Origin of the sequence: Roseofilum reptotaenium CS-1145 (assembly GCF_028330985.1) — a bacterium.
GTDB lineage: Bacteria > Cyanobacteriota > Cyanobacteriia > Cyanobacteriales > Desertifilaceae > Roseofilum > Roseofilum reptotaenium.
Genome location: NZ_JAQMUE010000105.1, coordinates 81,565 through 101,078 on the forward strand (window position 1 = coordinate 81,565; position 19,514 = coordinate 101,078).

A 19,514-nucleotide genomic window follows, 5' to 3' on the forward strand; every position below is an offset into this window, starting at 1 on the left:
CTCGCCAGAGCGATCGGCAACATCCAATTACCGTAACAGCGATTAGAACCTTAATTCAGAACAGACATTATCTGTAAGTAACGCCCCAAAACTGTATTGAATGTTGGAATGTTGCTATAAGACCCGCTAACAAAAATGGATTCGGCTTAACCGCGATCGAAGCTAATCAGCTTTTAACATTAATTGAAAGTATTTTTCCCATACTAAGCGATATTCCTGGACTCTATCCTGAATGGCGGAGGCTTGTCATAACCTATGGTGTATGTGGAGTGCAAGTACACGATGCTTGTGTAGTAGCTGCAATGAACATTAACAATATTACCCATATTCTAACCTTTAATACTACCGATTTTACTCGATACGTTAGCGAAGGAATTGTAGCTGTAGATCCGACAACCGTAGCATAGAATTATATCGACCGTAGGGGCAGGTTGACCCAGATTATAGGAATCCCCACCATTCGATTGGTGAACCTGCCCCATCCCCGCTTGGCATCTAGGAAGTTGCATGATCGCCCTTTGCCCCCTGACAATCAAATCCCCCAGCCATTTGCCTATAGCATTGGATCGAGGGAGATCGAAATCATATACGATATCAAGCAGTACTCAGAATAGATTACACTGAAACCATCTAGATCCTTGTTACTGTCCCTGCTTAACTCTGAACTCATTGCTAGGGGTTCTCATTATGTCTCAGACCGCAACTAATCAAATTAATCGGGAAACCAACGTCGAGCTAGATGTTGAGCTTCGCAAAGTCTTTAAAGTGTTTGGCTCAGAAACGGCTGTCCGAGGCGTAAACTTGAACATTCAGTCTGGTGAATTCTTCAGTATCCTCGGACCCTCTGGGTGTGGAAAAACTACGACGTTAAGGCTCATTGCTGGCTTTGAAGTGCCCTCTGCTGGAGAATTATTGCTTCAAGGGCAGTCCGTGAACCACGTTCCCCCTTACCGTCGTCCAGTTAATACCGTCTTCCAAAGTTATGCCCTATTCGGGCATATGAATGTTTGGGATAACATTGCCTTTGGACTGCGGCTAAAAAAGCTCACTAAAGCCCAAATTGAAGACCGAGTAAAGGAAGCGCTACGCTTGGTGAAAATGGAGGCGTTTGCCCATCGCTTGCCGAAACAAATGTCAGGGGGACAACAACAGCGGGTTGCCCTAGCTAGAGCGTTGGTTAATCGACCGGCAGTTTTATTATTGGATGAACCCTTGGGAGCGTTGGATCTGAAGTTACGCAAAGAGATGCAGGTGGAATTGTCGAATTTGCATCAAGAGTTAGGGCTGACGTTTGTGATGGTAACCCACGATCAAGAAGAGGCGCTTTCCCTTTCCGAGCGCATTGCCATCATGCGTGAGGGTAAAATTGAACAAATTGGCTCTCCAAGTGAAATTTATAATCTTCCCGCTACTCCGTTTGTAGCTGATTTTATTGGCGATACCAATTTATTCAAAGGTCGGAGCGCATCGAGTCAGGGGGGAACAGTTGAGGTACAAACGGATAAGGGGTTGAAGATTTGGGCGGCTTCGGATCTTAACGGTAGCACGGGAGTCGGCGATCGCCTAGTGGTCAGCGTGCGACCGGAGAAAATTCACCTCAGCGTGAGTCCCCCAGAGGGCGATCGCAATTGTTTTCAAGGCCGCATTAAGCATACGATGTTTATGGGAACCCATATTCAATGTGTGGTGGAATTGGTTTCTGGAGACCAAATTACCGTCTCCCAACCCGTTCGCGAAGGAGCTGCTTATTCTGAAGCTTTATCGAATCCCGAAACTCCTCTCTATGCCCATTGGCAGAGTTCAGATTGTTTGGCTCTCCATGAATAAAACTATCTACAATTTTATGGAACGAAGGGTTGCCCATGAGTCAACAGGATAAGCTCAATCGTCTTTTTCACTCTCGCTCTCTTAACCGTCGCCGCTTCTTGCAGGGGACAACAGCCGCCTTAGCCGGTTTAGGATTATCGTCCTGTGGTTGGACGTTAGCTGATGTGCAAACTCGCACAGTGGAAAGAGGAGACAGTAATCGGCTCTATATTTTTACTTGGGCAGGCTATACCGATGACAATTTGCTCGCTCAGTTTGAGCAGCAAACCGGGATTCAGGTAATCGCCGATGTGTTTGATTCTAATGAGGCGATGCTGGCTAAAATTTTAGCTGGTGGTGGTGGGGCATATAGTATCATTTATCCCTCGGATTATATGGTGCTAAAAATGGTGGAGGATGATTTATTAACTCCCCTGGATCTCGGTCGCATTGAAGGATTAAATCAGCTTTTTGAAAATTATCAGAATCCGCCCTATGACCCTGGAAACGGTCATAGTATCCCCGTTAGTTGGGGAACAACGGGGTTAATTTATAATCGCCAAGCCTTAAATGGAGAACCGGAAAATTGGGAATATTTATGGCAGAATCAATCGCAATTGAGTCGCCAAGTGACGATGCTCAACGATGTTCGGGAAGTGATGGGGGCCACATTAAAACACTTGGGCTATTCCTTAAATTCCCAAGATGCCCAGGAAATTGAAGAAGCCTATGAAGCGTTAGTGGAACTGAAACCGGCGATCGCCTCATTTACCTCCGATGCTTGGCGACCCCAGATTTTAACCGGCGATCTGAAAATTGCCATGGGTTATTCCGTGGATGCCAGTGAAATTATGGAAGAGGATGAAAACTTAGGCTATGTGATCCCTAAAAATGGCTCTTCTCTATGGACCGATACCTTAGTGATTCCCAAAACAGCCCCCAATCCTGATGGAGCCTATGCTTGGATTAATTTTATGCTGCAACCAACGGTCGCTGCCGAAATTACCAAGCGCCTTAGTTTTGCCACAGCTAACCGAGTAGCTTATGAGCAATTACCAGAAGAGATCCAACAGGATGCGACCCTATTTCCCGCTCCAGAGGTGTTGGCTAACTGTGAAAGTGTTTCACCCGTAAAAGAGGATATTGCCCAACTCTATGACCGCTATTGGACTCGATTAACCAGTAGTTAAATGATCCGTGAAACATTAAAGCTAAAATTTCTCGCCTTATGTTTGATGTCAATTAAATGCTCAAAGCCTTGATTTACGGTTATATCTTCCCCCATTCCCCCATTCCCCCATTCCCCCATTCCCTATAATCTACATTAGCCGTAACTTCTGGTATGTCTCCCTCTCCCCCAATTGTTCCTTCTGAATCCAACTCAACTGAAATGCCGACTCCTAAACGCCGTTGGTCAACTTTGATTGGCCCCAGTGTTCTCCTAGGGCCTGCTGGTTTGTGGCTCTTGATGCTCTTAGTGCTACCGACTCTGGTGATTTTTGAGTTAAGTTTAGTGCCCAATATTCGACCTGGGGATGTGGTGAATCCTTCGGGATTGGAAAATTATTTGCGGGTGTTTGAACCGGTTTATCTGCAAGTGATTGGGCGATCGCTCTTTTTTGCGATCGGCACAACTATTATTTGTCTACTCTTGGGTTTTCCCGTTGCCTATTGGATCGCCCTCAACGCCCCCAAACGCTGGCAAAACTTAATTCTCTTGGGCTTTGTCCTTCCCCTCTGGACTTCTTCCCTACTGCGCTCCTACGCCTGGATTACCATTCTCCGACGCACGGGGGTATTTAATAGTATTATCACCAGTGTTGGCCTGCCCCCCTTAACCATCCTCAATGAATGGCCAGCCGTTCTCATTGGCATGAGTTATAGCTTTTTGCCCTACATGGTCTTAATTCTCTATGCCGCACTAGAAAAGCTCGACAAACGGTTATTAGAAGCTTCCGCCGATTTGGGCGCAACCCCCATAGAAGGATTCTGGAAAATTACTGTGCCCCAAACCTTTCAAGGGATTGCAGCCGGGAGTTTATTGGTCTTTATCAGTAGTTTAGGCGATTTTGTCAATCCGGAACTGCTCGGAGGCGCATCCAGTATGACCGCAGCTCGCTTGATTTACAACCAGTTTCTCGGCGCGACTCAGAACTGGGGATTTGGCTCGGCATTAAGTATGGTGGTGATTTTAGCCGTCAGTTTGGCGATCGCCCTTTTAATCAAATATGGAGACCCCACCCCCCAAGCCTAGAGATGGGGAAACGCTCCAGATACCGAGAAATGGGGAAAATTCAGCCAGAGTGAGGATGATGGGCCAGACCCATCATTTTTAATGCAAGCCTGTTGACTGGACTGATGGCGATCGCCATCACACTCCATTGTGACTTAAATCATGTTGACAAATATTGCAATATTTTGTTACATTAGTTTACAAGATAAGAAACAAAAGTTCACACAAAGGAGAACATCATGGTTAACTTAGTTATTCTTTCCTTACTCTTCATCGCTGGTTGGGTCGCTGTTTCCGTCATCGGAACTCAAGCCTACTTCATGGGAGAACAAACCAAATCTATCCACGAACGTAATTGGAATTCCGACGGCTTCAACAGCATCGCCAAATCCGTAACCGGTAAAGAAACCGACTACACCAACCGCATCCCTGGATATAGCCTAGATACCTATGGCAGCAACAGCCTGGCACGCTAATTATCCGAGTCGCGTGAGTACCTTTGCTGCCCGTACTCACCTCCATTCCCTCACGCTAACTCCCGAAAAGGAGTTAGCCTTTTTTATGCCCATTCCCAGTAGGGGAATACGGAGACACCGGGATACCAGGACACGCAGATACAGAGAACTCCCTATTCCCTATTGCCCATTCCCCATTCCCTATCCCCCATTCCCATTCCCCATTCCCCAACTTCGTGTTTGAATAAAAGCAGAGATAATAAACTTTTGTGAACCCAGGAGTGAATATGTACATCGTGCAGATCGCCTCTGAATGCGCTCCAGTCATCAAAGCTGGAGGTTTAGGGGATGTCGTTTATGGACTGAGTCGAGAATTGGAACTTCGAGGGATAGGTGTAGAAATCATCCTCCCCAAATACGACTGTATGCGCTACGACCAAATTTGGGGTTTGCACGAAGCCTATCACGATCTGAAAGTTCCTTGGTATGGAGCTGCCATTTCCTGCGATGTCATGTGTGGTTGGGTTCATGGGCGCTTATGTTTCTTCATCGATCCCCACTCAGATGACCTCTTCTTCAATCGCGGCTGCTACTATGGTTGCAAAGACGATAACATGCGCTTTGCCTTCTTCTCCAAAGCCGCTCTAGAATTCCTCCTCAGAACCAACAAGCGTCCCGATATCATCCATTGTCATGACTGGCAAACCGGTTTGGTACCCGTCCTGCTCTATGAAATGTATCAATATCATGGCATGGACAATCAACGAGTTTGCTATACCATCCACAACTTTAAGCACCAAGGCATTGGTGGGGTAGATACACTTTGGGCAACAGGACTCAATCGAGAGTCCCATTATTTTGACTACGATCGCCTCCAAGATAATTTTAATCCCTTTGCCCTTAACATGATGAAAGGGGGTATCGTCTATTCTAATTTTGTTAACACCGTTTCCCCTCACCATGCCTGGGAAGCTCGCCATTCCGATATCAGCTATGGCTTAGGACATACCCTAGAATTGCACAACTATAAATTTGGTGGGGTTCTCAACGGGATTGACTATGATGTATGGAATCCAGAAGTCGATCGCTTTATCCCCTATCGTTACACAGCGAAAACCATCAACAACAAAGCCAAAAATAAGAAAGCATTGCGAGAGCAGCTTTGGTTAGCCCATGATGATAACAAACCACTCATTGCCTTTATCGGTCGCCTAGACGATCAAAAAGGAGTGCATCTAGTTCACCATGCCATCTATTATGCCCTGCATCGGGGAGCGCAATTTGTCTTACTTGGATCGGCAACAGAGCAAGGGATTAATGACTGGTTCTGGCATGAAAAGCTATTTTTGAACGAAAATGCAAATTGCCATTTAGAGCTGGGCTTTAACGAAGAATTATCCCACTTAATCTATGCAGGTGCAGATATGATTGTCGTTCCCAGTAACTACGAACCCTGTGGCTTAACCCAGATGATTGGTTTGGAATATGGCACTGTGCCCATTGTGCGTGGGGTAGGAGGCTTACAAAATACCGTATTCGACCGGGATTACGATACGGAAAAACCGCTAGAAGAGCGAAATGGTTATGTATTCTATCAAACAGACTATGAAGCCCTCGAATCAGCCATGGATCGAGCGATCGGTTTATGGTATGAGTATCCCAAAGAATTTCAAAAATTAGTTCTTCAGGGTATGGCCTACGATTATTCTTGGAAAAATCCCGGTAGTCAATATCTAGGACTCTACGACTATATCCGTCACAAATAGTTGAGCCGGAGTAAAACGAGGTGAGTAGTAGGAGCAAAATTTTTTTGCCCCTACTAATCCCTACGATAATAGTCCATGAATAGCCAACCAAATACAAGGCGGTTCGCTACTGGTATAACTGACTCGATGGCGTTGATGAGCAGGAATAAATACCCAATCTCCAGGACATAAATGGACAATAGAATTATCCTCATACATCAGTTGTGCCTTCCCTTGTAGCAACACCACCCATTCATCTTGTTCTTGGTCATACCATTGCCCTTCTGGGGTAGTTTGTCCCGTAGAAATAATCCGTTCAATTAATAGATTTTCACTCTGGTGCAGAGATTCAAACTGTTCAGTATTAGGTAAGGGATGGGGTAACTGAAAAAGGTTATTCATCATCATCAATACTCATTTTACAGGGTCAAAAAAATTCGAGAACACTATTTATGGACGATGCAAGGAAAAGGTAAAAACGGTTTTTTCCTATTCCCTATTCCCTATTCCCTATTCCCTCGTCCTTTGACAACCAGCTTACAGCCTTAACTTATGACGAATGCCCATTGCCCATTCATGGTATCATAAGGCAACTTAATCCCTAGACTTAGTAACTCCTAAATCATGTCCACTCGTAACCGTTCTAACCGCCCCATTCTACTGGGTATTGTTGGTGATAGCGCTGCTGGTAAAACCACTTTAACCAAAGGAATCGCTCAAGCTCTTGGAGAAGACACTGTTACCGTTATTTGTACAGATGACTACCACCGATATGACCGTAAACAACGGGCAGAAATGGGCATCTCTGCACTGCACCCCGATTGTAACTATCTCGATATTATTCAACAACATCTAGGGCTATTGCGAACCGGTCAACCCATCCTCAAACCCATTTATAATCACCATACTGGGATGTTCGATCCTCCCGAATATATCGAACCCAAACGATTCGTAATTGTTGAAGGACTCTTGGGTTATTCCACCCGCATTGCCAGAGACAGCTTTGATGTTAAAGTATACCTTGCTCCTCCAGAGGAGATACGCGGTCAATGGAAAGTTAAGCGCGATACGCGCAAACGCGGATATACAGAAGAGCAAGTGATTGAACAATTACGCAAACGGGAACCTGACTCAGAGCAATTTATCCGTCCGCAACGCCAATGGTCAGATATTGTCGTTAGTTTCTATCCCCCAGAAGATCGTACCGAAGAAAATGACCTATTATTAAATGTGCGTTTAGTGATGCGCCCCACTATTCCCCATCCTGATTTTACCGGTATTTTAGAACCTAGCCGATCGCACCTGAGTTCTGCTATTCGTCTCGAATTAGACCGGGACATGAATAAACCCGTTGATGTCTTAGAAGTAGATGGTCATGCCAACAGCGAACAAGTCAAAGAACTGGAAAAAATCCTCTGTCATGATGTGCCTTATTTAGGCAAATTCTGTAGTTTAGAGGGGAATGAAGAAATTGGTAAGTTGGTGGGCACAACTGGCGAGATTCTGCAAAGTTACCCCTTAGCACTCACCCAACTATTGATTACTTATCATATGTTGAAAGCCGCCCATGTTGGTGAGTGAATTTCCATAATGCTCCCTTAAATAAGGGGTCCCCAGCCCCTTGTCTCCCATTTCCACTGCACAGAAAATGGGATAATTCCTTTTGATTTCCCCCTATCTCTCTCTAAATTTTGAATTGAAATGACCTACAGCATTCGGATGCTGGATCTGCCCACTAGCGAACGCCCGCGAGAGCGCCTCATTGAGCAGGGAGCCAGTCATTTGACTACAGCAGAATTAATTGCGATTTTATTAGCAACTGGGCAAGGAAAAGGCAAATTATCAGCCATGGGATTAGGGCAACATCTGTTACAAGAGTTAAGCGAAAGTCAGCGCAACGCCCTAGAAGTTCTGCGTGATATTAGTCCTCAAGAATTAACTAAAATTCATGGTATTGGCCCAGCTAAAGCAACAACTATTTTAGCAGCGATAGAGTTAGGAAAACGGGTGTTTGAATGTCGCCCGGTTAAGCGAGAAATTAATAGTCCTGATGAAGCTGCGGCAGCCTTAAGTCATGAGTTGATGTGGCAAAATCAAGAAAAATTTGCGGTTTTATCCTTAGATGTTAAAAACCAAGTTTTAGCCACTAAAGTTATTACTATTGGTACAGCGACGGAAACCTTGGCTCATCCGAGGGAAATTTTTCGGGAAGTAATTCGTCAAGGAGCTAGTCGTTTGATTATTGCCCATAATCATCCCACAGGAAGCACAGAACCGAGTGAGGAAGATATTGAGCTAACCAAACAGTTATTGCAGGCGGCTCAGTTATTGGGTATTCCGTTGTTAGACCACCTGATTTTAGGTCAGGGTTCCCATCAGAGTTTGCGGCAAACTACGGATTTATGGGATGATTATCAAGAGTTTGGTTAAGCTTTATAATTTTAGCATTACCTATCCTACTGAATATATAATTCTAAACTCAATTAATTATGCTACAAATTCCGCAACAAATCGCCCAAGAATTAGAGTTGAATCTCTCTCAAGTCGAGAATGTCCTGCAACTGTTGCAAGAAGGGGCAACGATTCCTTTTATTGCTCGCTATCGAAAAGAACGAACCGGATCGCTTGATGAAGTACAGTTGCGAGAAATTGCCGATAGCTCCGTTTATCTGTCGGAGCTGGAAGCACGGAAAAAGACAATTTTAGAGTCGATTGAGAGCCAGGGAAAACTGACAGAGGATCTCAAGGGAAAAATCGAAAACTGTCAGCAAAAAATGGAACTCGAAGACCTTTATTTGCCCTATAAACCGAAACGCAGGACTCGCGCGACTATTGCGAAAGAAAAGGGACTCGAACCCCTGGCACAACTGCTGCAAGATTTGAATACGTCTCAAGGCTCGGTCTCGTCTTTGGAAGAATTAGCCCAACCCTATTTAAACTCAGAAAAAGGGGTGGAAACTGTAGAAGAGGCGCTCAAAGGAGCGAGTGATATTATTGCGGAACAAATTGCGGAAACGGCTACTTTACGGACGCAAGTGCGGGAGCAAATGATTAAAACGGGGGCATTTGTTTCCCAAATTAAGAAGGATTATCCGGAGGGAACGACAAAATATGAGATGTATCGCAATTATAGCGCTCCAGTGAGTAAAATGGCCGCCCATAATTTGTTGGCTCTGTTTCGGGGAGAAGAGGAAAAGGTTTTAAAGCTGGATCTTGATGGCGATCGCGATAAAATCCTAGAGAACTTAGAAAGTCAGATTCTGCGTACCCGCAACCGGGCATTGCGTCCCTGGTTTCAGGAGGCGATTGAAGATAGCTTTAATCGGTTGATGAAGCCGTCTCTAACGTCGGATATTCGTGCTGAGTGTAAATTGGCAGCCGATATTGAATCTATCCAAACGTTTGAAACGAACTTGCGCGAACTGTTACTCTCTCCTCCGGCTGGAATGAAACCGACATTGGCAATTGATCCAGGATTTCGTACGGGATGTAAGGTAGCCGTATTGGACGAAACGGCGAAGTTTTTGGAGTATCAGGCGATTTTTCCCCACCAGGGAGAGCGCCAAAAGCAGGAAGCCGCCAAGGTTATGATCCGGCTCATCGAGAAATATAACATAGAGTTGATTGCGATCGGCAATGGTACAGCGTCTCGCGAAACCGATCAATTTGTAACAGATGTGCTGAAGACTTTAGAGCGCAAACCGATTAAGGTAATGGTAAATGAATCAGGTGCTTCGATTTATTCAGCCAGCGATTTGGCGCGAGAAGAATTTCCTGATTTAGATGTGACGGTTCGTGGTGCAATTAGTATTGGTCGGCGGTTGCAAGATCCGTTGGCGGAATTGGTGAAACTTGATCCCAAATCGATTGGGGTGGGGCAATATCAGCATGATGTCAATCAGAAATTGCTCAAAAAACAGTTGGATGAAACCGTAGAGAGTTGCGTGAATTATGTGGGTGTCGATTTGAATACAGCTTCGATACAACTGTTGTCTTTTGTGTCGGGAATTACGCCAACTATTGCCAAGAATGTGGTCAAGTTCCGCGACGAAAATGGAGCGTTTAAAAACCGTCGCCAGTTGCTGAAAGTGCCGAAGTTAGGGCCAAAAGCGTTTGAGCAAGCGGCGGGTTTTCTGCGAATTCGAGAGGGAGATAATCCATTAGACAATACGGCGGTGCATCCAGAAAGTTATGGCATTGTGCAACAGATGGTGAAGGATCTGAAGTTGCCATTGGCGCAAATTAGTGAAATTGCGGATCGGGTCGGTAAAATTGATTTACAAAAGTATAGGACGGAGGCGATCGGATTACCCACACTCAAAGACATTATTAATGAGCTTCAAAAGCCCGGTCGCGACCCCAGAGCCAAATTTGAATACGCAACCTTTAGGGAGGGCATCAACGAGATTACAGACCTGAAAGAGGGGATGATTTTAGAAGGGGTGGTATCTAATGTGGTCAACTTTGGGGCGTTTGTGGATATCGGAGTACACCAGGATGGGTTAATTCATATTTCCCAAATGGCGGATCATTTTGTTAGCGATCCGAAGGATATTGTCAAGGTAGGACAAGTGGTGAAGGTGAGGGTTTTGGAGGTGAATGAGCAGTTGAAACGGATTGGTTTGTCTTTGAGGGTTTAATGCCAACTTTAAACCAAATAGCTCTATTAAGGGTCTGCTTGATGAACATTCATGAAATTTCGTCTAACGCAGAAAAATTCATGGGTATGCCAATTGAAGGTGAGCTGAAAATTTTCGACCGATGATGTCATATCATTTCTCTGTAACAATGCGCTTAAGAATTATTGTCACAACCTAAGTTTTACTTAATAGCTGTCATCTTTTATTAAGCGCAACTTCATGGAGAAATTGTATCAGAGTTTAACTCAAACATTTTTATCCGGTTTTTGAAACTCCCTAATACCCAATGATGAGCGCCGTCTATTAATGGCGGAGCCAATGCGATCGCCTTAGAAGCTGTTTTTTAACTGTCTATTTTTAGCGATCGCTTGTCTTAGCCAGAGTCAGCTTTAGCGAGCTATTCTAATGCACCACTATGGCTTTAACTAATCACCACTGCCCATTAGCCCTTACTCAATTTCAATAGATGTGGGCGAATTACTTGATGCTGGAGTAGATTTAGATTGACGGATGCTAGAGTAGAGGCGATCGCGCCATTCAAAAAAGGGTTGATAGGATGGATTATCAGCTAATCCTGGAATCCCTTTACCTTGTAGCGATTCAGGGATATTCAGGTAATTGCCTTCAGGGAACTTAATTAAAATACTGAGTCCAGCGACTGCTAAATCAGCCAAAGTGGGCCGATCGCACACCAAATAAGGATGATCCACTAAAATTAGACTCAGTGCCTCTAAATCCTGTTTTAAGCTATCCTGTGCCGCCTGAATTTCTTCTGGACTTGCCCCAACTCCATAGCCTAAAACCTGAAATAATTCCTTCGGAACCGCTCCTACCAAGGTTTTGACAAAATCAGGAATAGGATTGGGTAAAACGGCGGTGCGGAAACTTTGGTCTTGACTCAATCCACCATATAGAGCCTTGCGACTTTTGACTCCAATAGACTCATCTGCCCATTCTTCCATCATTAAGCATAAACCGCGCTGCCGGGGTTCGGTGGGAATAATCGGCTTTTCTGGGTATTGGCGATCCAAATATTGGGCGATCGCTGTAGAATCAGAAATCACCGTACTTCCGTCTTTGAGTACTGGTACCTGCCGTTGTCCAGAAATCTTCAACACTTCCAGTTGTCCCACCCCTGGAGTGACTTCAATCGTACGGTACTCCAATTCCTTGTAATCAAGAATCAGTCTAACTTTCTCAGAAAATTGGGAAAATTCAAATTGGTATAGCTCTAACATGATTCCAACAAACGCAAGTCTTAAAGCTTACCCTATCACGATCCGCCTTCAGAAAAAGTCATTTATAGCGCAAAGCGCTAGGGAATAGGGAATAGGGAATAGGTTTTTGGTACATAGCTTTGAGGATTCAACACCGTTCCTCATATACAGCGCTTTGCGCGGTAAAAGGGAAAGGCGATAGATCGATTGCCAGCAGGACGTGTGGTTCGGCTACCAGGAACCGGGGTAGCAGTATCAAATAGTGTGCGATCGCTCGGGGACGGTTTTATTCCCCAAATTAAATACCATAGAACAGGGTTCTACTACATTAGAATTCCTATATGTGGCAAGCATTTAAGGATTTGATATGTTGACGTTGATGCATAATGGTCTCAAGGATCTGCTGTTACTTGGAGATTATGCTCCAGGAAAAAAAATTGGGTTTGTTTCGCTCGAAACACCTTTACCCCAGGGATTGAAGAAATTTACCCAATCGATGAATTATCAGGTGGGACTCCAGTTGCGCCGGGAGTATCGCCATATTGCCATGGGGACTCGTGCTCTACAATTTCCGAAAGAGGTGGATACGATCTTTGTTTTTGAACTCTATAATCAGCATCTCTCGATTCTGCTTCCCTTACTCGCACTGCAAGCTCTACAGGGGAAAGAGGTGTTGATTAGTTTGCATGGGAATCAGCAGTTTGCGATGTCGAGTCGGATCAAAAATCTAGGGTTGATGTATCTTAGGACTTATCTAAACCTGTTCAAAAACTTGAAGGTGGTTACGCTAGAACTTGATGATAGTGTGATTCCAGAAGCGTACCGATTACCTCCAGATTCGATGTTTGTGATTCCCCATCCGATTATGAGTGAGGTGGAACCGAAACTGAAGCCAGGGGAAAGGATACCCGCAGATCGGCGGATTAAAATTGGGGTGGTGGGGATGATTCGTCCGGATAAACCAATCGCCAAATTGGTTCAACAGCTTACCCTTTATACGGCTACTCATCCCAACTGCGAACTGGTTATCGGTACTCCCTTAAGCACTAAACCCAAGGAGCTAGAGAATATAAACGCGACTCTGCGGGATACGACGAAGGAAGAAGACTATTTAAAGGTCTTACAGGAAATCGACATCCTGGTGATTCATTATGACCGCGATCGCTATTATTATCGTACCAGTGGCGTAATCAGCGATGCTGCTTCCTGCGGATGCTATATTATTGCCTCCAATTATCCCGTAATCGAGCACCAGGTCAATTGGCCAACTCCCATTGGTGAAACCTTTGAGAATTTTGAGCAGATTCCTGAACTAATTGATCGGGCAATTCTCCATCTGTACGAATATGGACAAGATAATCATTGGCAATGGCGAAAACAACGTAATGCTGAGGCGATCGCCAAAATCCTCTTTCCGGAAGTTCTCTCACCCTCCCCATGATAAAGATCTTCAATTGATACGATGAACACAGATGAGTCAAGATGATCGGGAATTGGAGAAAGAACTCCAGTTTCTAACTCTTGGTTTAATGCGAACAATATTAGTTTAAATTCTAACATGAATCCTCAACCCCGCAAACGCTTTGCTCAACATTGGCTTAACAGTGAAGCCATTCTACATAAAATCATTCAAGCATCGGATTTAGAAGCCACAGATAGAGTATTAGAAATTGGCCCAGGAACCGGTATTTTAACTCGTCAATTAATTTCCCATGCACAAGCTGTTGTTTCTGTGGAAATTGACCGGGATCTGTGTAAAAAGCTGATCAAAAAATTAGGAGACTCTCAAAACTTTATGCTCTTACAAGGGGATATCCTTTCCTTAGAGTTAGAAGCTCTCCTTTCCACCTATCCCTTGTTTCAAAACCCTAATAAAGTAGTAGCTAATATTCCCTACAATATTACCGGCCCGATTTTAGAAAAACTCTTGGGAAAAATTGCTTCTCCAGTTCCCAAAACCTACGAGAGTATTGTCCTCTTGGTACAAAAAGAAGTAGCCGATCGCCTAGTAGCAAGACCGAGTACCAAAGCCTTTGGGGCCTTATCAGTTCGCGTGCAATATTTAGCTCATTGTGAACTCATTTGTCCTGTCCCACCAAAAGCCTTTTATCCCCCTCCTAAAGTTGAATCTGCCGTGATTCGCTTAACTCCCAGAACTCTGGAAAAACTGGCCTTCAACCCCCGTCATTTAGAACAAATTGTAACTCTTGGCTTTTCCTCGAAACGAAAAATGTTACACAATAATCTCAAATCGAGGATTGAGAGCAATCGCCTGACTCCCATTCTAGAACAACTTGACATTAACCCTCAAGCTCGCGCTGAAGATCTGAGCCTGGAAAATTGGGTTAATCTGAGTAATGTCTTACAAGAGAGTTCCTTATAAACGACAATTGAGTTGTTCAAAGATCGGCTTTAATAATAGCTCAGGATCATCCTTGAAAAACATATGACCGCCCTCAAACAGGTTTAATTTAAATTTTCCTGAAGTATGCTGATTCCATTGCTCAAACTGTTCTGGCGTAGCTACAGTATCATTCATCCCCCCAAACATCGAGATCGGCAAATCCAATGGTGGCTCTAATTGATACTGATATTGTTCATTGACGGTTAAATCTGAACGAAAAATGGGTAAAAACAACTCCATTAAATCTGAGTTTTGTAGAACCCCCTCCGGTGTCCCTCCATATTCACGCAATGCTTCAATCAAACTAGAATCTGGTTGGGAACACAGATGATTCTCTATCGGAATATGTGCGGCACGGCGACCACACATAAATAAATGTTCCGGTAAAACCGAACATTGGCGACGCAGTTCACGGGTGAGTTCAAACGCAATTAAGGCTCCCAAACTATGACCAAAAAATGTGAATTTACCTAACTCTAAATGAGGAATAATAGCTTTAGCAAGGGACTTAATTAATGGATCTAATTGGGTGAAGCAAGGTTCTTTTAAGCGATGTTCTCGCCCTGGCAATTGAATCGCTAGAATTTCAATTTCCGACGAGCTATAGGTTAACCAAGGACGAAATAAAAAAGCGCCTGCTCCTGCGGGAGGAAAACAAAACAGACGTAACGGAGCATCAAATCGCTTAGGAGCAGAAATAACCCAGGGGGTTGATGGATGAGAGACGACCATACAATAAACTCAGATTGAACAACCACAGGGCGATCGGCGATCGGACAACCCAATCTATATCGATCTCGTTGAATTGTACCGTAGAATACCCGATCTAACGGATAAACCTTTGTTTCTTGTGATGTCTTCCCTTCCCTAGATTCTCTGAACTCCTTTAAGATAGAGAGATAGTCCTCAGTGCTTCCCAGTAAGCATTAGATCAGAAAATCAATGGGTTACAGTAATGGCAGATAGCAATAGGACAAACCCTGAAGAGAGCGCGATTCTCAGTTACAAAACCAGCAAAATCCTGGTGGTTGATGATGTACCTGAAAACCTGCGCTTGCTGAAAACTCTACTGAAAAATGAAGGATATGATGTACGATTCGCCCCTAATGCTAAATTCGCCTTAGCGAGTCTCACTCAATTTGTCCCGGATTTAATTCTCCTGGATATCATGATGCCAGAAATGGACGGATATACTCTCTGTGAACAATTAAAACGTAATCCCGAAACCCAAAAAATACCTGTTATTTTTTTGACCGCCTTAAATGAAGGAGCAGATAAAGTAAAAGGGTTTGAAGTAGGAGCAGTAGATTATATTACTAAACCATTTCAGGGTGAAGAGGTCTTGGCGCGAGTAGCCCATCACTTAAAGTTAACTCAGTTAAACCTCCAACTTCAAGAAAAAAACCAAATTTTACTCCAGAAAAACCATCAACTCCAAGAAGCAGAGCGAGAAACGCGACTCTTGTTAGAAGTCACTCAATATTTAACCCAAGCCTCTACCTGGGAAAAGGCCATTACCCAAATCATCAAAAGTATTTGCGATCGCATTTTCTGGGATTATGGAGAAGCCTGGTTACCCCAGGAGGACACCCAAACCTTATCCTATCTTCCCAATCCCTTCGTTACTCATCCGACGCTTAAACCCTTTTGTCAACTCAGTTCTACCTTAGAGTTCCAAGCCGGAGAAGGGCTACCTGGAAAAATCTGGCAGAATCAGACTCTAGAATGGATTCAAGATATTACTCAAGCCCCTGAAGAATTATATACGCGGCAATCCTTAGCCCTTCAAATTGGCTTAAAATGCGCCTTTGGTATGCCCATTTTAGTCAACCAAAAGGTGATGGCAATTCTAGTCTTTTACCAAAGTCAAATCACCCCTTGTCAACTAAATATCGTTGCCCTCGTTCAGGCGATCGCCAGCCAAATCAGTTTCCTGATCCAACGTAAACAAAGTGAACTGCAACTTCAACAGCAAGCCCAAGATCTCGCCCAAGCGCTTCACCAACTGAAAACTACTCAAATCCAACTGATCCAAAGTGAAAAAATGTCTAGCCTAGGGCAACTCGTGGCTGGAATATCCCATGAAATCAACAACCCAGTAAACTTTATTGCGGGCAACATCGACCACCTAGAAAGCTACATCCACGATCTGATTCAAGTGTATTATGCTTATCAACAATCCTATCCTGTACCTTCTTCTTCCTTAACTGAACTCATTGCCGATCTAGAACTCGACTTTACCCTAACTGACTTACCCAATGTCATCCTGTCTATGAAAAGCGGAACCGAAAGAATCACCAAAATTGTTAACTCATTACGTCGGTTCGCCCATTTAGATGAATCTCAACTCAAAACCGTAGACATTCATGATGAAATTGAAAGTGTACTTACAATCTTAAATAATCGCCTCAAACTCCAGTCTTCTCCAGACATGAGTCCAGTTAATATCTCCGAAATCCAAGTCGAACGAGATTATGGTCAATTGCCCAAACTCGACTGCTTTGCGGGAGACCTCAATCAAGCCTTTATGCAAATCCTGATGAACGGTATTGATGCCCTACAGGAAAGATATCACGGGGAAAAAGAACAGCCTAATTTTCCCTATAGTCTGGCGATTAAAACCCAATGGATTCAGGATTTATCTCAAGTACAAATCCAGATTAGTGACAATGGAATGGGGATTCCAGCAAATATTAAACCTCGCATTTTTGATCCCTTCTTTACCACTAAACCCGTCGGTAAGGGAACTGGGATGGGAATGGCCATCAGCTATCAAATTATTGTCGAAAAACATGGGGGTAGCCTTAAATGTCTAGATACTCCAGGCCACACTACCTTTGCGATCGCTCTTCCTCAACGGCCCAAAAAACAGTAACTTAGGCTGTGGGAAGTTTGGTAGATACTGCTTCTCTCTTCTAGAGGAGTACACCTTGAAGCCTTAGACCCTAATCAATACAAGCTATTTCCTATTCCCTAGCGCGAAGCCCTCTATGACCTGATTTTAGAGTTATGCGATTCACCTAGCCTAGCGCCTAGCGCTATACTATGGGACTGAGTCAAAAACTAGATCAAACCCTATGGATTGGCAATTATTGAGTTTAAGTTTTGCAGCCGTATTCTTGTCCGAGTTAGGAGATAAAAGCCAGGTTGCGGCGATCGCCCTCAGTGGCACATCCCGCTCTCCCCGCGCCGTCTTTCTGGGCACAGCGACTGCTCTATTATTAGCCAGTTTTCTTGGGGTAATGGTCGGTGAAGGAACCGCCGCCATCTTACCGACCAAGCTATTAAAGGCGATCGCCGCCCTCGGATTCGCCATCATGGCCGTACGTTTACTCTGGCCCCAAGAAGATATCCCTCAAGACTTTGATTCCGATTAGAGTCTCCCCTTAAACAATCATCTCCAAAGACGGATTCGGCTGATGTTCCACCCGGAATACATTCGCGTATAAATTAGCAATCACTTGCTTCCCTTCTTGAGTTAACTCCAGATAACCCAGTCCCTCCTTAATATAGGGAAACACTCCATGCCAATAAAACTTAGGATAATTATTGCGTAAATCCTCTGGATGACGATACTTGAGAGCCTTAGCCGCTCCCGTTTCCAAAAACTCATAATAGAGAGCGCTAATTTTTTGCAAATATCGAGGATCGCTCAATTGGCCAATCAAATCCGCTGCCCGAATTAATCCCGGATAATCACTGGTCGTTTGATGGTCGCTATCATTGGGAACCGGAAAGCGAGTCAACTCAATATTGCGCTTAATTACATCCGCATCAATTAACTTATGACCGCCAAACCGTTCCTCAATAAACAACTTTCCCCGGTCTACATGATAGGGGGTCATACTGGCATCTGAAGCCCCTGGAGGTAAAGAAACCATCGCCCCATCCTTACCCGTCGCATAAAGACCTTCTTGATCTTGGCGGCAAACCCCACGCACATAGCCAATATCGTGACAGAGCAGAGAAATAATAAAATGTAACCAATCTTCGCAAGACACCCCGCCTTCTCGGATATGTCGTCCTCGAATGACCTCTTGACCAACCAAGGTCACTAAAATCGTGTGTTCTACATTATGGTATAGCGCATCACTATTAGCGATATTTTCCAAGGCCATATTAGCTGCCCAACCAATAATATCTTCATAGTCATGTTTCCAGCCGCCGTAGGTACGACGATATCCTTCTTGAACTTGCTCAACAAAATGGTTAATGAGAATTTCTGTAGTGTTTAACATGATGTCCCTGGCTAGACCGTTCTGGAACCTTGATCAATAAACTTGGTGTCGTTTCTTTATTGTAGATGCTAACAGATGTCCTCTGGATAAATTTGGCCGTTTAGCGGTTGCTGGGGTTATAATTGGGTTAAGTGTTCATGATCTGTTTCTTGAATCACGCACGGGGCTGTAATGGTTTCGACGGGATAGTGAAAGCTGTTCTGTGATGCAAGCCGAGAGTGAGTCCCCTCTCGTAAATCAAGGCTCAAACTAAATGTAACTGCGAACAACATCGTTCCTTTCGCTCGTAAGGCTGCTGCTGTAGCCTAAATCTAGCCTCAAACAGGCGCGAGCCATCATAGTCCGACTCCGTTAAGGTCTATGGTGAAACCCCAACGGATGCTCCCTAAAACAGCTTCTAGTCAATTGAAGGGCTAAGACTTTACTAGAAATCCCCACCATTCGGGGTCAAGAATGGTTCCTGCCCAGAGGATTGAGATGGGATAAGCTTGTGAATGAACAGAGAGTAATAGCTATTGCGGACGGCAGTTCGATTCTGCCCAGCTCCATTAACAATTAACTCCTAAAAGCTTTGCTGGACAGAGCCTCTCGGCCGTCAGCAATGGCTATTATTTTAAAAATTAAAGAGCGCTACACCTAATTTGCACCTAAACTCATCCTACACCACTCCAAAACAGTGCAGGGTAAATAGGTCATAGAAATGGAGAAAATCTATCCATAGAAGCATTGCCATAGAATACCATCAATACATCAGTCACCTGACCATCACATAAGCA

General features: G+C 44.3%; 17 protein-coding genes and 1 other RNA gene. 14 read left to right on the top strand and 4 right to left on the bottom strand.

The features are described 5' to 3' along the window. The first annotated feature begins 687 nt into the window (after positions 1 to 687). The 6 genes from PN466_RS23825 (at position 688) to glgA (ending at position 6,260) form a co-directional block, all read left to right on the top strand. Positions 688 to 1,827, top strand: a complete 1,140-nt coding sequence (locus PN466_RS23825; protein WP_271944686.1) for an ABC transporter ATP-binding protein — start codon at positions 688 to 690, stop codon at positions 1,825 to 1,827. A gap of 35 nt (positions 1,828 to 1,862) precedes the next feature. After that, positions 1,863 to 2,996 carry an ABC transporter substrate-binding protein gene (locus PN466_RS23830; protein ID WP_271944687.1) on the top strand — a complete coding sequence of 378 codons (1,134 nt, stop codon included), beginning with the start codon at positions 1,863 to 1,865 and terminating at the stop codon, positions 2,994 to 2,996. Positions 2,997 to 3,196: 200 nt separating this feature from the next. Continuing rightward, on the top strand, positions 3,197 to 4,060 hold the full coding sequence (locus PN466_RS23835; RefSeq protein WP_271944715.1) for an ABC transporter permease: 864 nt from the start codon (positions 3,197 to 3,199) through the stop codon (positions 4,058 to 4,060). A 218-nt stretch (positions 4,061 to 4,278) separates the two neighbouring features. Then, a complete protein-coding gene (locus tag PN466_RS23840; RefSeq protein ID WP_271944689.1) occupies positions 4,279 to 4,515 on the top strand; it encodes a photosystem II protein, Psb35-related in 237 nt (78 codons plus the stop codon). Continuing rightward, positions 4,490 to 4,738 (top strand): hypothetical protein, encoded by a 249-nt coding sequence (locus PN466_RS23845; protein ID WP_271944690.1) that lies wholly within the window; start codon positions 4,490 to 4,492, stop codon positions 4,736 to 4,738. Before PN466_RS23840 ends, PN466_RS23845 begins: the two co-directional genes overlap by 26 nt. 43 nt (positions 4,739 to 4,781) lie before the next feature. Further along, positions 4,782 to 6,260 (top strand): glycogen synthase GlgA, encoded by a 1,479-nt coding sequence (glgA, locus tag PN466_RS23850; RefSeq protein ID WP_271944692.1) that lies wholly within the window; start codon positions 4,782 to 4,784, stop codon positions 6,258 to 6,260. A gap of 60 nt (positions 6,261 to 6,320) precedes the next feature. Here the strand turns inward: glgA and PN466_RS23855 are convergent, their stop codons facing one another. Continuing rightward, entirely contained in the window at positions 6,321 to 6,641 is a 321-nt protein-coding gene (locus PN466_RS23855) for a cupin domain-containing protein (RefSeq protein WP_271944717.1), read from the bottom strand. Positions 6,642 to 6,863: 222 nt separating this feature from the next. On the opposite strand from PN466_RS23855, the gene PN466_RS23860 reads away from it, so the two are divergent. From PN466_RS23860 to PN466_RS23870, 3 genes are all read left to right on the top strand, one after another. Beyond that, positions 6,864 to 7,820, top strand: coding sequence for a phosphoribulokinase (locus tag PN466_RS23860; protein ID WP_271944694.1), 957 nt, complete (start codon positions 6,864 to 6,866; stop codon positions 7,818 to 7,820). 120 nt (positions 7,821 to 7,940) lie between these two features. Beyond that, positions 7,941 to 8,669, top strand: coding sequence for a RadC family protein (gene radC / locus PN466_RS23865; protein WP_271944696.1), 729 nt, complete (start codon positions 7,941 to 7,943; stop codon positions 8,667 to 8,669). Between the two features lie 59 nt (positions 8,670 to 8,728). Then, positions 8,729 to 10,879 carry a Tex family protein gene (locus PN466_RS23870; protein WP_271944697.1) on the top strand — a complete coding sequence of 717 codons (2,151 nt, stop codon included), beginning with the start codon at positions 8,729 to 8,731 and terminating at the stop codon, positions 10,877 to 10,879. A gap of 449 nt (positions 10,880 to 11,328) precedes the next feature. Here PN466_RS23870 and PN466_RS23875 read toward each other — a convergent pair whose 3' ends face one another. Further along, a complete protein-coding gene (locus PN466_RS23875) occupies positions 11,329 to 12,117 on the bottom strand; it encodes a glutathione S-transferase family protein (RefSeq protein ID WP_271944699.1) in 789 nt (262 codons plus the stop codon). Positions 12,118 to 12,463: 346 nt separating this feature from the next. On the opposite strand from PN466_RS23875, the gene PN466_RS23880 reads away from it, so the two are divergent. Continuing rightward, positions 12,464 to 13,537, top strand: a complete 1,074-nt coding sequence (locus PN466_RS23880; RefSeq protein WP_271944701.1) for a glycosyltransferase family 1 protein — start codon at positions 12,464 to 12,466, stop codon at positions 13,535 to 13,537. Between the two features lie 117 nt (positions 13,538 to 13,654). After that, positions 13,655 to 14,479, top strand: coding sequence for a 16S rRNA (adenine(1518)-N(6)/adenine(1519)-N(6))-dimethyltransferase RsmA (gene rsmA, locus PN466_RS23885; RefSeq protein ID WP_271944703.1), 825 nt, complete (start codon positions 13,655 to 13,657; stop codon positions 14,477 to 14,479). On the opposite strand, the gene PN466_RS23890 is transcribed toward rsmA, so the two are convergent. After that, a complete protein-coding gene (locus tag PN466_RS23890; protein WP_271944704.1) occupies positions 14,474 to 15,232 on the bottom strand; it encodes a thioesterase II family protein in 759 nt (252 codons plus the stop codon). The two genes, rsmA and PN466_RS23890, sit on opposite strands and share 6 nt — an antisense overlap. 223 nt (positions 15,233 to 15,455) lie before the next feature. On the opposite strand from PN466_RS23890, the gene PN466_RS23895 reads away from it, so the two are divergent. Together PN466_RS23895 and PN466_RS23900 are read left to right on the top strand one after the other, a co-directional pair. After that, a complete protein-coding gene (locus tag PN466_RS23895) occupies positions 15,456 to 17,375 on the top strand; it encodes a response regulator (RefSeq protein ID WP_271944707.1) in 1,920 nt (639 codons plus the stop codon). Between the two features lie 202 nt (positions 17,376 to 17,577). Further along, positions 17,578 to 17,877: a TMEM165/GDT1 family protein gene (locus PN466_RS23900; RefSeq protein ID WP_271944709.1), complete on the top strand. Its 300-nt coding sequence runs from the start codon at positions 17,578 to 17,580 to the stop codon at positions 17,875 to 17,877. A 9-nt stretch (positions 17,878 to 17,886) separates the two neighbouring features. Here PN466_RS23900 and PN466_RS23905 read toward each other — a convergent pair whose 3' ends face one another. After that, positions 17,887 to 18,738 (bottom strand): Npun_R2479 family HD domain-containing metalloprotein, encoded by an 852-nt coding sequence (locus tag PN466_RS23905; protein WP_271944711.1) that lies wholly within the window; start codon positions 18,736 to 18,738, stop codon positions 17,887 to 17,889. 162 nt (positions 18,739 to 18,900) lie between these two features. Between PN466_RS23905 and ssrA the strand changes: the two genes are divergently transcribed. Then, positions 18,901 to 19,289: a transfer-messenger RNA gene (ssrA, locus tag PN466_RS23910) on the top strand. The last annotated feature ends 225 nt before the right edge of the window (positions 19,290 to 19,514 follow it).